The following is a 12867-nucleotide window of genomic DNA, read 5'->3' on the forward strand; positions in this document are numbered from 1 at the left end:
ACTCAAAAAGGGTTATTTAAAATTATTTTTGAAACTAATAAATTTCAGAGTAAAGTCAGATTAATATATAGATTTATTATGATAAACTAAGTGTTTTTTATTGTTTCGTTTAGAAACGAGGGTGGATGACTACCACCCCATTTTTAAAAGTAGATTTCAGTTTTTCAAGGCGTTATATCTGTCTAGATAATAAAACCTAAAAAGGACGGCTACCTGCAAGACTAACTCGCTTCAAAACCCGTCGCTCATTTGGATCAAATGCTTGACGGTAATGCAAGGTAGCTTGATTATCCCAGTAGACAATATCACCTACAGACCATTTATGTTGGTAGTAGAATTTGGATTGATTTAGATGCTGGCGCAACTGTTCAATCAGTTTAGATCCTTCTTCTGGCTCTAACCCGACAACTTCCACTTCTGTAGCTGCATCTAAGTAAAGATGCTTTTTACCACTCTCTGGATGTGTCCTAACTAAAGGATGGGGAAAGATCGGACTGATTAAAGGAATAGTTTTGTCTAAACGATATAAAGAGCGGGGTGCATTCCGATCTCGCAAAAATGGGTTGTAGGTAATCAACTGCAAATCTGCAATCCGTTCTTTGGTGGTTTCATCTAACGCCTCATAGGCCAAATTTGTATTTAACCAATAAGTATTTCCACCATGAGTTGGTATTTCCAAAGCATAAAGCAGCGAACCACTAGATGGTGTGGGAGTCCATTTATGGTCAGAATGGAAAGTTAGTTCTCCAGTACCGGTATAGCCGCCATCGACATTAGAAATCGGAATCACCACTGGGGTTTCTCCTGGTTTAGAAGCCAAGACTGGAGTTTCATCAGATGGTACAAAGAGTGCGCCAAAGTATAGAGCGAAGTTCAAAAGCTGGTTATCAGAGAGTTTTTGGTCTTTGAAGATCAAGATATGGCGATCGCGCAGTGCTTGCTTAAGTTGTAATATAACTTCAGGTGCGATCGCTTGACTGGCATCAAGATCGGTAACTATCGCTCCCAAAGGAGCATCGATAGGACTTATTTTAACCTTGGTCAAAGTCGAGGTAGGCATAATATTCTCCTGTGCTTTAATTTCTTTTTGGGTATAACTACTTATTAGCTAATACATCTGAAGGAGTAATTTTGGCGTACTCTTCAGGGGTTAAAAAGCCATCTCTAACATTCACCTTTTTCGGGATAAGTCCGAGGCTGTACCACTTATCTGCTACTTCTTGTTGCTTGGTAATAGTTTTCTCAGTAATTGGTAGCAACCCATAATCATATTTATTGTGCATTATTTCTAGAGTCGGTGGATCTAGCTGAGTTACAGGAGCAAGCAGTTGTGCTACTTCTTTGGGATGAGCCTTAGTCCAGATTTCTGACTTTTCTAACTCCTCTAAAAACACTTTGATTACATCAGGATGAGCCTGATAAAATTGGCGCGAAGTTGAGTAAAAATTGCCAGTATCCCGCAACTTATCACCATCTGCTAAAACACGAGCTATTTTATTTTGTACATTTCTGGTACCGAATGGCTCCCAAATATACCAAGCATCCACCTTATTTTGGCTGAATGCCGCATTTGCATCTGCCGGTGCTAAGAAAACTGATTGGACATCGCTCAGTTTCAACCCCACATCTTCTAATGCTTTAACTAGTAAATAGTGGCCGATAGAGGCTTTCTGAAAAGCGACTTTTTTACCCTTCAAATCAGCAACACTTTTAATTGAAGAGTTTACAGGAACTAAAAGTGAAATAGCTTTACCACTAGGACGTGTAGTAGCTAGATAAACAAGGGGCGCTCCTGCTGCTTGTGAAAATACAGGGGGCGATTCGGCTGTAGATGCAATATCCAATCCATTTGCATTCAAAGCTTCTAGCTGTTGTGGTCCAGCCGCAAACTCAGCCCACTGTACTTTAAAACCCAGAGGCTCTAATCGCTTTTCTAAGGAACCTTGCTTTTCTAAAACTGCTAAAGCGGAAAGTTGTTTTGAACGTACAATCCGCACTACTTGCTTCTCTGTAGTGCTAGATATGGCCACCGACTCAGGAGAAGCTGCTGACTGTTGAGCGTTATTTTTGGCTTCACTACAACTTGATAAGGTCGTCGATAGCATTAAGCAGTAGCCCAGAGCAAATAACAAAGAACGACGTGTTGTTCTCGGGCTTTTTCTGAATTCAAACTTTCCTTTTAAAGCTGGCATGAGTTGCTTTATTGATTCCCTCTAGGTGGTTAGAAAATGATGATTAATTGCAATATCAAGAACGAAAATGTTTTTTTGAAAGCTCCAATCAGTAAATGTTTTTATAACTTCAAAAACTTTACTTATGAAATTAGGGAAGAGAGTGGGTAATACCCACTCCGCAACGACTCGAGGAACTGAAAATTTAATAGTTAGGAGGCAAAAATTTAGGAAATGGAGTGAGAAAGGCTCACTCCAGTGTCGTGCTAGTGGAAGATTGAAATTTTTGAGTGAAACTCTGTTTTGTCAGCGTTCAATTTTGCTAGTGCTTCCAAGCGACTAGGATTGTAGCTTTGAGTTCTTCTGTGAAATGTCCAGATGGCTCAACTGCTAGTAGCGCTTCTCTGAGATCCTTTTCAAATGCTGGAGCTTTATCGCCATAGAAAATTTTCAAAGAGAAGGCTGTAGTGTATAAATAGCCGAGATAGCTATCGATAGTCCAAGATTTTTCAAATGGCACTTCATAGTTTTCTTGACGAGCAAAAGCTGAATTGCCAATTACGACTTCATGGGGAGGATCGACTGGCTTACGAGTCCCTTGTCCTCGTTGTCCAGTCCGCCGTTCTTCACCTAACCATTTTTTGACTACTCCAATAGCAGCTTGTTTCCAAGGTAGATTGCTTTCCCAAGGGTTATCACCAGTCTGAAGCAGTGCTAATCCACCATCATCAGTTAGCAATTCATAAATGCGTTCAAGCACTAGTTCGCGTTCCATCCAATGGAAGGCTCTACCAATAGTAGTTAACTTAAATTTCCCTAAACTAGAGTCGATTAACTCTGCTCCTTGTTCTAACCAAGTAATATTATTTGCTCCGACTGCTGCTGCTTGGCGTTTAGCTTCTGCAATCATTTCTGGATCGGGATCGATCGCCACAACTTCCTCAAATTTGGTTCGTAGGGGAATTGAAATTAATCCTGGGCCAGTACCTAAATCCAGGAGTCGTCCTTGACCATTGAGATTAAATATTTCGGCTAGTTTATCAAATACAATCGGTGGGTATTTGGTTCTATATTGAGCGTAGCCCTCAGCGGCTCCCTCAAATAAACTTGGGTCGTAGGTGGGAAGTGTTTTTAGTTGAGTCATATCAATTTTGGATTTAGGTAAGGGATAAGAAATAAATTTATCCAAATAAACGAACCACAGAGGCGCAGAGAAAGCAGAGAGAGGAGAAATAGAGAGGATTTTTGCATCAGTTTTAGGATATTTTTTCAACTCTTATTTCTCCGTGTCCTCTGCGTCTCTGCGGTTCGTTATTTCAGAGAAATGTAGAGTGGGCAAGGCCCACGCTACAAGTGAACAGAGGAAATGGAACATGGAACGTTGTAATTGTCCTTTGTCATTAGTCCTTTGCAAATGACCAATGACTAATGACTAATGACAGTTATTTCTTAGCCGCTAAATATTCGTTTGCGGCTTTCTCAACACCTGTACCCTTGAAGAAGTCTTGATTGAGGCTGGTGTACAACTCTAAGGGATGGATGGAGAGGAAATAGCGCAGGTCTTCTTCGGTAATGATTTCGCGTTCTGCCATTGAGTAAGCGTTGGCAGTAACGGCGGTGATATCTGGCACATCCCAGTGACCGGAATCTGAACCTAAGAAGGCTTTAACTCTATCGCCAAAAGGATTAGCTGCACGATTAAAAGCTTGGCTTACACGGGTATCGTCTGATTCTGTACCGAAGTAGAAATGATTCAAGAAGCGATCGCGCACATCTTCTGGCTTCTCAATTCCCGCTAGTTCAAATTCGTCGAGTTGGCCAGGATCTTCTGGCGCTAATAGTTGATGGTGGAATCCTAAACCGTCACCAATTTTATCTAAGCGTCCATCTACAAGTTCGCCACCGTAGCGAGTATACAACTCTACTAATGCTTCCTTGTCAATCAGGGCAGGGTTGTTATTTGACAACAAATGTTGTTTGTTGCGGGTTTCCCAGTGCCAAATAATATCAGCGTATAGACTAGCACCCCAAGCTGAACCACCTTCTAAGAAGGCAAACTTTAATTGTGGGAAGCGGCGGGTAACTCCACCAAAGAACAGCGATTTGCATAATGCTTCGGCTGCAAAGGCAAAGTGATTAATGTGATTGTACTGAGCGTTGGTGACAGAACGCTGTGTTGTCCAACCTTGGCTAGAAGCGTGAGTTGTGGGTACAACTTTCAGTTCTACGCACTTAGCCCAGAATGGATCGTAATCATATTGGCTATCTAAGCCAAAGTTATCAATCCAAACCACTTCGTTAGCGACTTCTTTGCCATATTTTTCAAAGGCAGGAATTGGCCGACGGACGTAACCGGGGATTTGAATTGCTTTGAGTCCCAGAACATTTACCGCATATTCCAATTCTTCAATCCCTTCTTCGGGAGTATGCAGGGGAATGGCGGCGATGGGTGTTAAGCGATCGCTATAAGGACGGAAAATATCAGCATGGTAGGTGTTAACTGCTCGACAAACAGCCCGCCGCATTTCTTCGTTGCCGATATTCGGGGCCATCGTTGCCAAGTTGGGGTACACAACGGCAAAGTCTGTACCTGCTTCTTGCAAGCGTTCGTGCAGCAACTTGGGCAAGCTAATAGTAGCCAAATTCAAAGTATTTTTTGTTGGACGACCCCACCAATTAGGGCGATTGGAGCGATAAGCAAAACGTTCTTCCCAACTTTGCTTATACCACTTAAAACGGGAAGCTCCCGGTAAATTTTCTTTGAAACGTTCGACAATTTCAGTTCCACCAACTTGCTCTAAATAATCTAAGACTGCTGGTTCAAATTCTTGGGTATGTACATCGGTGTCAATGATTGGATAACCAAGTTTTTCCCGAATTTGAGCAGACCTAGTTTTTTGTGGGCGGTCTAGAGCGATCGTCATGATAATTTACCCTAAATTATTCAAAAGATTTGTGTATCTTTAGATCCCCCCTAGCCCCCCTTAAAAAGGGGGAATTGAGCCACTTTCTGCCCCCCTTTTTAAGGGGGGTTGGGGGGATCATCAAGATTGAGGAACATAACGACAAGATGGAATTAACGGCCAGCTTTAGCCAAAAATTCATCTGCGGTTTTCTCCACAGCCGTACCTTTGAAAAAGTCACGATTCAGGCTGGTGTACAACTCCAAGGGATGAATTGACAGGAAGTATTGCAAATCTTCTTCGCTGATAATCTTGCGTTCTACCATTGAATAAGTATTAGCAGCGATCGCAGTAATATCAGGTACGTCCCAATGACCAGAATCGGAACCCAAGAAAGCTTTAACGCGATCGCCATAAGGGTTAGCTTTCCGGTTAAAAGCTTGAGCTACACGGGTATCATCTGATTCTGTGCCGAAGTAGAAATGATTCAAGAAGCGATCGCGGATATCTTCTGGCTTGGTAACTCCTGCAACGGCGAATTCATCCAAATCACCTGGTTCTAGGGGAGATACTAAGTCAGCGTGGAAACCTAAACCACTACCTAGTTGATCCAAACGACCATGTACTAGTTCACCACCATAGCGGGTATAGAATTCTCGCAGTTCTTCATAATTAATATTGGCGGGATTGTTATTTTCCACCAAATGATCTTTATTGCGAGTATCCCAATGCCAAATTAAATCGGTGTACAAACTAGCACCCCAAGCTGCACCTCCTTCTAAAAAGGCAAACTTGAGTGTGGGGAAGCGGTGAGTTACACCACCAAAGAACAGAGATTTACATAGTGCTTCCGCAGCCGATGCAAAGTGACCAATATGGTTGTATTGGTAATTGCTAATGGAACGCCGATTGATCCAGCCCATACCGGAAGAGTGGGTGGTGGGTACAACTTTCAGTTCTACGCACTTCGCCCAGAAGGGATCGTAATCATACTTACTATCCAAGCCAAAGGTATCAATCCAGATGGCTTCGTTGGCTACTTCTTCACCATACTTCTCGAAGGCAGGAATCGGGCGGCGGATATGTCCGGGGATTTGAATAGCTTTGAGTCCCAGCACTTTCACGGCATATTCCAATTCTTCGATCGCCTCTTCGGGCGTATGCATGGGAATAGCGGCAATGGGTGTTAAGCGATCGCTATAAGGACGGAAAATATCAGCATGGTACGTGTTAGTTGCACGACAAACAGCCCGCCGCATTTCTTCATTCCCGATGTGTGGAGCCATCGTTGCCAAGTTGGGGTACACAACGGCAAAGTCTGTACCTGCTTCTTGCAAGCGTTCGTGCAGTAACTTGGGTAAGCTAATGGTAGCTAAATTTAAAGCGTCGTTAGTGGGACGAGTCCAGAAAGGAGGACGGGCGGTGCGGTAAGTGCGGCGTTCATCCCAAGACTGCTTGAACCATTTAGAGCGAGATGCACCGGGTAAGTGTTCTTGAAAACGCTGTGCGATCGCAGTTCCAGCAACTTGCTCTAAATAGTCTAAGAATGCTGGGGGAAATTCTTGGGTATGTACATCAGTGTCAATGATCGGATAACCAAGTTTTTCGCGGATTTGAGCAGATTTGGTTTTATGTGGACGGTCTAGTGCAATAGTCATAGCATTTTACCTGGATTTTCAAATAGATTGGTCAAGAAGGAGGCAGAAAGATTACAGGACTTACGCAAAGTAATGGAAAAACGAACCGCGAAGGCGCAAAGGACACGAAGGAATGAGAGTTTTAGAGAGTTATTGCGTGAGTCCTAAGTTTATAAGTCTGGAAGTTGAGCCTTTGAGCTTGGAAGTTGAGGCTTTGAGCTTGGAAGTTGAGGCTTTGAGCTTGGAAGTTGAGGCTTTGAGCTTGGAAGTTGCACCTTTGAGCCTGGGAGTTGCACCTTTGAACCTGGGAGTTGCACCTTTGAGCTTGGAAGTTGCACTTTTGAGCCTGGAAGTTGCACCTTTGAGCTTGGAAGTTGCACTTTTGAGCCTGGAAGTTGCACCTTTGAAAGACTTAATTACAGAAATTTGTTTTTCTTGCTCAGAAAAGTTACTGATTTTTGCCTCCTCATCTTCCACCCTGCGGGAAGCTAAAGCTACATCTCCCCTACTCCCCACTCCCCATTTCCTATTTTTCTTCAGCAACCCAGTCTGTTAATTTAAAGTCCGACTTTGCTAAACCCTGCGAGACTAAAAATTTCTTTGTTCCCTCTAAAAGTTTCACTCCGTCGGCTGGTAATGGTTCTTCTGATACCTGTTTGAGTGGGAACGATACTTTTATAATATCGATGGGATATTTAGTAGCTTGGGCATGGTACTGATAATATTCTTCAGAATTGGCTTTTAAATCCTTCGCTGCTTCTGTGAGAATTGCATTAAATTTCTGTGGGAAATCAGGCTGTTTTGCCAAAAAACTTTCAGTTGCTACAACTAATGATGTCCCTGAAAGACCTTTATGATTCGCAGAAGAATCAATCACTGGAAACCCTTGCGATTTCAGGAAAGGGCCCATATCACTTGAGGTTGCATAAGCTGCTACATCACCACGTTCTAAAGCCGCTTTTGCCTCAGTAGTCATTAAGTGAACAACTTTTACATCTTTGGCAATTTTAGCTTCAGCTAATAGACCCAGCAGGTATCGGTGCATATAAGAGCCTTTTTGGGTGGCTATTTTTTCACCCTTAAGTTCAGCAAGCGATCGCGCACCGTTCTTTTTCGCTACTAACCAGGCAGTTGTATTAAATTGGCTGATCCGCAACAGTCGGGTTTCCTGACCCCTTGCTTTCAAAACTATCGCTGGTGTATCACCTAAAGAACCAACATCTAATTGTCCGGCGACAAGCGCCTCATTTAAATCCGGCCCGTTAGGAAACCTTGCAAAAGTAATGTTTTTAAATCCTGCTTTTTGCAACTCCCGCGCTAATATTCCCTTTTTCTTTGCCCAACCAAGTGCCCCTGTAGGTTCTGAACTACCGACATAACCTATTCGTAGGGTAGAAATATTATTAGATGCAGCAACAGCGTTGTTAACATTAACAGCCTCAATGGATTGAGCAGATTTAGTTTCGCCTTGGCTACATCCTGTAGTTACTAGCAGTAGGACACAAGCCACTGAGGTTGATAATCTCGTACTAGACATAAGGTATCTAGGGCGTGTTTCCAAACCTCTCGTTAAGCAACCTCGTCTTTGAAGATCCCCCCAACCCCCCTTAAAAAGGGGGGCTTTAAGAATTTCTTTTCCCCCCTTTTTAAGGGGGGTTAGGGGGGATCTTCGAGTTTGAAAACAGTCACTAGACTCAAAATATCTAATTTTTATAGGACTATGTTCTGCTTCCTGCTTCTTGCTTCCTGCCTTTTTTAATGCCAGCATGACTTTTTTCTCCGCCGCACTATTTCATCTGCTTCAAAATTTGGAATGTTTGATCTGCTTTTGCAGTTGAAGTGCGTTTATGTCCCCAACCGATGTTTTCCCGATAACTACCCAGCAGCCCAACTTCTGCCAATTCTGCCTCGTTGACTGAAGTTGTCACATCGCTTTCTGGTGCAACATAAAGGGCATCAACTGGACAATACAATTCGCACATATAACAGGTTTGGCAGTCACTCTGTCGAGCAATGGTTGGCGGCGCATCAGGTATACGGTCAAACACGTTGGTTGGACAAATATTCACGCAGATATTACATTTTATGCACCGCGATTCGCTGACCAACTCAATCACACTGCTGCTCCTATTTTAGATAAAGGCTTTTCTGTACTTAGCGGCTGACTCTTCACCCAAACTTGATCTAATCCGCCACTAATCAGGTGATGTTGCTGGTTAGCATCAAGTTCTGGATAGTCTTGATGTTTGTGCATCCCACGAGTTTCTTTACGTTCAATAGCACTGCTGTACATCCACCGCGCTGTAGCTACCATTGCCGCAGCTTCTCGCGCCCGGATTAGTTCTTTATCTGATGTTACCTGGCTACTGCGAAGTTCTTGCCAAAGATGATTTAGCTTACCCAAAGACTCGGTTAAGCCTTGTTCTGTACGGAAATAGTTCTTTTCGTAAGGGAATACTTCAGCTTGGACTGCTTGAATAATTTCATCAGTTGCTAAGGAGCGATGCCTTCGGCGGCAAGCTACGCTCCCACTTTGTAATCCTACCTCTCCAACACCTTTAACTTGTCGTTGAGTTTTGTATTCTCCCAAACTGCGGCTATATTCAGCAGCCGATTTCCCCGACCAATAGCCAGAAGATATCGCCCAAGCCGCATTGTGACTACCACCGCCAGTAAATCCGCCACAAATCAGTTCCCGTGTAGCGGCATCTCCAGCCGCATAGAGTCCCCGTACAGAACTGGCACAACTCTCATCGACAATCCGAATTCCCCCCGTACCGCGCACAGTTCCTTCTAGGCGCAGAGTCACGGGGAAACGTTGAGTAAATGGATCGATACCTGCACGATCAAAGGGTAAAAAGAAGTTGGGCTGTGCTAAACGCATAGATGGCCGCATTGATTCTGCCGCTTTGTCTATGATGGCGTAAACTGGCTGTTGCAGTAATGTCTGGGCAATTACTGAACGTCTATGAGAACTTGCCCCCGGAATCACAGTACCGTCTTCGTAGGTGAAGGTTGCCCAATTATAAAACAGGGTTTTGGTGACTGAAGAAAAGGCGGGAGAGATGCCGTAAGCATTGGAAAATTCCATACCCGACATCTCGGCACCTGCTTCTGCCGCCATTAGATAACCATCCCCTGTCAGGACGTTGCATCCTAACGCTTTACTGAGAAACGCACAGCCACCTGTGGCGATAATTGTGGACTGCGATCGCACCACCCATTTCTCACCAGTCTGACGATTCACACCTGTTGCACCAGCAACAGCACCATCGTCATCAACCAGTAATTCTAAGGCGGGGCTATTATCTAAAATCTTGACTCCAGCACGTTGAATTTGCCGCCGCATCAGCCGCATATACTCAGGCCCTTGCAGCGATCGCCGGTAGGGTTTGCCTTCATCGTCGGTAGGGAAGGGATAACCCCACTCTGCTAACTGATTGACGTTTGCATAGGTCTGATCCAGTACTCGATCCATCCAATTGCGATCGGACAAAAACCCACCCAACGATTCTCGACTCGCTTTTGCAGTTTCTCGTGCTTCTGGGTCAGGCGGCACATACCACACACCATTTCCAGATGCCGCAGCGCATCCAGTCGTACCACAATATCCTTTGTCTACCAGGACAACTTTTGCTCCATTTGATGCAGCACTCCAAGCCGCCCAAGTTCCAGCTGGGCCACCCCCAATCACAAGCACATCTGCTTCTAAGTCGAGTTCAAAATCGGTTGTTAACGTCTTCAGCATCTAGCATTTCCCTCTATCGATAAAGTCTTAAGCATCAAGTCTTCACCCCATCGATGCTGCAAAATATTCAGAAATCTGTTTGCCCATTTACTTGAGGACTTCTCAGTAGCCTCTATTTATGGCTCATTTAGCCAGAACAGAAAATCCTTTAACTTGATCGGTGAACCGTAGTTTATTTATATAACAAAGCTTTCCACAGTTTGAGATAAAAAGCAAGCATTTTAACAAATTCAAATGTAAATTTATCAAAACAGAATTCAGGTGTCAGGACGAGCTAAACCCTAGTTATCCGCTAATAGAATTAATAATGAATTCTCTACAACGGAGGATAGCAAGGCCACGAGCGGTAGAAATGTCTTAAGAATCCTCATCTCTTTTAAGGTGGGGAGCCTCAACTAGTTTGTCTGTATTATGATGTGTTGAATTAGGAGATTTAGAATAGAAGCCACCTATCTCTGCCAAAGTATAAAGGGGTCTAGCTTTAACTTCTTCATAGATGCGCCCTATATATTCGCCTAAGATGCCAACACTGACTAACTGCACAGATCCGAGAAAGAAAATTGCCATCAAAATAATCGTGAACCCGGTTAAAGGCGAATGGGGGAGAAAAAGCCGCCAATACAAGATTAATAAAGCCATGAAGATGGCCGCCGCCGCCGCTAATAAGCCTAAGTAGGTTGACAACCGCAGTGGCACTATTGAAAAGGATACTAGACCATTAATAGCAAGGGCCAAAGATTTGCTGAAAGTGTATTTAACTTCCCCAGCAAAGCGGGGATCGCGCTCGAACCGAATTGCTGTTTGCTGAAAGCCAACCCAAGAACGCAAACCACGAATGTAGCGGGTACGTTCTGGCATAGAATTGAGAATATCTACAATTTGCCGATCCATTAAACAAAAATCACCAGTATCAGTAGGAATATCTACATCTGCAAGCTTCTTGAGGAGGCGATAAAAAAAGTAGGCAGTAAAACGCTTAAACCATCCTTCCTTAAGGCGTTGAGTGCGTTGAGCGTAGACGACTTGATAGCCCTGTCGCCATTTTTCAATCATGTCTGGGATGAGTTCTGGCGGATCTTGTAAGTCAGCATCAAGGATGATAATAACTTGACCCCGAACAAAATTAAGACCGGCAGTAACTGCAATTTGATGACCAAAGTTACGAGCAAAGCTCAAGTAGCAAATGCGTGGATCTTTTTGATGGAGTTCTCGTATTAATTGTAAGGAGCGATCGCGGCTACCATCATTGATTAAAATTAATTCGACAAGACCATCTAGCCGATTCATTACTGCACTTAGTCTGCGGTATAGTTCGGGTATAATTTCTTCTTCGTTATAAATTGGAACAATCAATGAATACTTTGGTAGCATCTAGGAATTCCGTTTAATTTTGCAACAGCCAAGCTGACAGACTGCTTTTCATGATAAATGGTTTGGTTCTCAGTATACTTAGCAAGATTCAAGTCAGATTGTTAGAGTTTATTTATTCTCCGGGTTGATGTCATCTGAAGAGTCAGATTCTCTCAGGCTTTCTACAGCTTTTTTAGGAAAAGTCCGACGATGGCGATACCAAGTAGACCCTGCTACCAGTATTCCAGTTAAGCCCAAAGCGAGTACTAGCGGCAAAAAATCACCTGTTTTGACTGCTTTTAAACCAGAACTACCTAGTAGTACAAAAGGTAAGACACTAGGAACAGTACCAAGTGTTGTGCCTACAACATAATCTTTAAAGCTAATCGAAGTCAGTCCAGCAACAAAGTTTACTAAGCCATAAGGCATGATTGGTACTAGTCGGATGGCAAACATATAAAAAAGCCCTCCACGCCGTACCTCAGCATCCATAGCTTGCCAGCGTCCTGCTAGTCGTTTTGCAACTGTTTGCCGTCCAATGGTTCTAGTAAAAACGAAAGCAATTATTGCCGCAATTATTGCTCCAACACTAGTCCAGAAAGTACCCAGCCAAGGGCCAAAAATTGCACCTCCAGTCAAATTCAACACTGTTGAGGGCAGAACTAACATAGTTGCTACAACATACAAAGCAACATAAATAATCGGTGCCCAGATACCAGAAGCTTTCAGCAAAGCCTGAATTTGTGCTGGTTCAATGCCACCAATCAGGTATACTGCTATACCAGTTGCAATTATGCAACTCAGTGTGAGTAGTAAAATACCAGTTTTCAAGTTCCACACTAGAACTCTACTCCTACTTTTTTTGTAACACAACCCATCTTTCGCAAATATCCTTTTTAATTAACTCGCATAAACGAGTCAAAAACAAAATGTCCTCAAGATGTTTTTCACAGCCGGAAGAATCTTGAGAACAGTTAAGTTTTTGACAATCCATTATTAAGGATATGCCAGTGTAGCGATATTTGTTCAGTCTGGGGAATGTCAAGGGGGCAGGGGGC

General features: G+C 43.4%; 12 protein-coding genes. 1 reads left to right on the top strand and 11 read right to left on the bottom strand.

The features are described from left to right. Nucleotides 1-196 precede the first annotated feature (196 nt). From G1O98_RS31360 to G1O98_RS31380, 5 genes are all read right to left on the bottom strand, one after another. Entirely contained in the window at nucleotides 197-1060 is an 864-nt protein-coding gene (locus tag G1O98_RS31360) for a TauD/TfdA family dioxygenase (protein WP_163936585.1), read from the bottom strand. 37 nt (nucleotides 1061-1097) lie between these two features. Beyond that, entirely contained in the window at nucleotides 1098-2192 is a 1095-nt protein-coding gene (locus G1O98_RS31365) for an aliphatic sulfonate ABC transporter substrate-binding protein (protein WP_163936588.1), read from the bottom strand. A 301-nt stretch (nucleotides 2193-2493) separates the two neighbouring features. Further along, nucleotides 2494-3315 (bottom strand): class I SAM-dependent methyltransferase, encoded by an 822-nt coding sequence (locus G1O98_RS31370; protein WP_163936591.1) that lies wholly within the window; start codon nucleotides 3313-3315, stop codon nucleotides 2494-2496. A gap of 298 nt (nucleotides 3316-3613) precedes the next feature. Further along, nucleotides 3614-5095, bottom strand: coding sequence for an amidohydrolase family protein (locus G1O98_RS31375; RefSeq protein WP_163936594.1), 1482 nt, complete (start codon nucleotides 5093-5095; stop codon nucleotides 3614-3616). Between the two features lie 152 nt (nucleotides 5096-5247). Continuing rightward, nucleotides 5248-6732, bottom strand: coding sequence for an amidohydrolase family protein (locus G1O98_RS31380; protein WP_163936598.1), 1485 nt, complete (start codon nucleotides 6730-6732; stop codon nucleotides 5248-5250). Between the two features lie 136 nt (nucleotides 6733-6868). Between G1O98_RS31380 and G1O98_RS39125 the strand changes: the two genes are divergently transcribed. After that, nucleotides 6869-7267 carry a hypothetical protein gene (locus G1O98_RS39125; RefSeq protein ID WP_175586944.1) on the top strand — a complete coding sequence of 133 codons (399 nt, stop codon included), beginning with the start codon at nucleotides 6869-6871 and terminating at the stop codon, nucleotides 7265-7267. Here the strand turns inward: G1O98_RS39125 and G1O98_RS31390 are convergent. The 6 genes from G1O98_RS31390 to G1O98_RS39510 all read right to left on the bottom strand — a co-directional run. After that, on the bottom strand, nucleotides 7238-8248 hold the full coding sequence (locus G1O98_RS31390; RefSeq protein WP_163936601.1) for an ABC transporter substrate-binding protein: 1011 nt from the start codon (nucleotides 8246-8248) through the stop codon (nucleotides 7238-7240). The two genes, G1O98_RS39125 and G1O98_RS31390, sit on opposite strands and share 30 nt — an antisense overlap. A gap of 250 nt (nucleotides 8249-8498) precedes the next feature. Beyond that, nucleotides 8499-8828 carry a ferredoxin family protein gene (locus G1O98_RS31395; RefSeq protein ID WP_163936605.1) on the bottom strand — a complete coding sequence of 110 codons (330 nt, stop codon included), beginning with the start codon at nucleotides 8826-8828 and terminating at the stop codon, nucleotides 8499-8501. Then, nucleotides 8825-10459, bottom strand: a complete 1635-nt coding sequence (locus G1O98_RS31400; RefSeq protein ID WP_163936609.1) for an FAD-binding protein — start codon at nucleotides 10457-10459, stop codon at nucleotides 8825-8827. The genes G1O98_RS31395 and G1O98_RS31400 overlap by 4 nt, the downstream gene beginning before the upstream one ends. A 357-nt stretch (nucleotides 10460-10816) precedes the next feature. Then, nucleotides 10817-11830 carry a glycosyltransferase family 2 protein gene (locus tag G1O98_RS31405; RefSeq protein WP_163936612.1) on the bottom strand — a complete coding sequence of 338 codons (1014 nt, stop codon included), beginning with the start codon at nucleotides 11828-11830 and terminating at the stop codon, nucleotides 10817-10819. A 108-nt stretch (nucleotides 11831-11938) separates the two neighbouring features. Further along, on the bottom strand, nucleotides 11939-12649 hold the full coding sequence (locus tag G1O98_RS31410; RefSeq protein ID WP_163936615.1) for a TVP38/TMEM64 family protein: 711 nt from the start codon (nucleotides 12647-12649) through the stop codon (nucleotides 11939-11941). Between the two features lie 13 nt (nucleotides 12650-12662). Next, on the bottom strand, nucleotides 12663-12867 hold a 205-nt coding region (locus tag G1O98_RS39510; RefSeq protein WP_207794519.1), incomplete at its 5' end, for a hypothetical protein.

It is taken from the genome of Nostoc sp. UIC 10630 (genome assembly GCF_010747425.1).
GTDB lineage: Bacteria > Cyanobacteriota > Cyanobacteriia > Cyanobacteriales > Nostocaceae > Nostoc.

What these genes read in the sequence shown, in the direction of transcription:
- G1O98_RS31360 (WP_163936585.1), bottom strand. Translation starts at nt 1,060, where the DNA reads ATGCCTACCTCGACTTTGACCAAGGTTAAAATAAGTCCTATCGATGCT.
- G1O98_RS31365 (WP_163936588.1), bottom strand. Translation starts at nt 2,192, where the DNA reads ATGCCAGCTTTAAAAGGAAAGTTTGAATTCAGAAAAAGCCCGAGAACA.
- G1O98_RS31370 (WP_163936591.1), bottom strand. Translation starts at nt 3,315, where the DNA reads ATGACTCAACTAAAAACACTTCCCACCTACGACCCAAGTTTATTTGAG.
- G1O98_RS31375 (WP_163936594.1), bottom strand. Translation starts at nt 5,095, where the DNA reads ATGACGATCGCTCTAGACCGCCCACAAAAAACTAGGTCTGCTCAAATT.
- G1O98_RS31380 (WP_163936598.1), bottom strand. Translation starts at nt 6,732, where the DNA reads ATGACTATTGCACTAGACCGTCCACATAAAACCAAATCTGCTCAAATC.
- G1O98_RS31390 (WP_163936601.1), bottom strand. Translation starts at nt 8,248, where the DNA reads ATGTCTAGTACGAGATTATCAACCTCAGTGGCTTGTGTCCTACTGCTA.
- G1O98_RS31400 (WP_163936609.1), bottom strand. Translation starts at nt 10,459, where the DNA reads ATGCTGAAGACGTTAACAACCGATTTTGAACTCGACTTAGAAGCAGAT.
- G1O98_RS31405 (WP_163936612.1), bottom strand. Translation starts at nt 11,830, where the DNA reads ATGCTACCAAAGTATTCATTGATTGTTCCAATTTATAACGAAGAAGAA.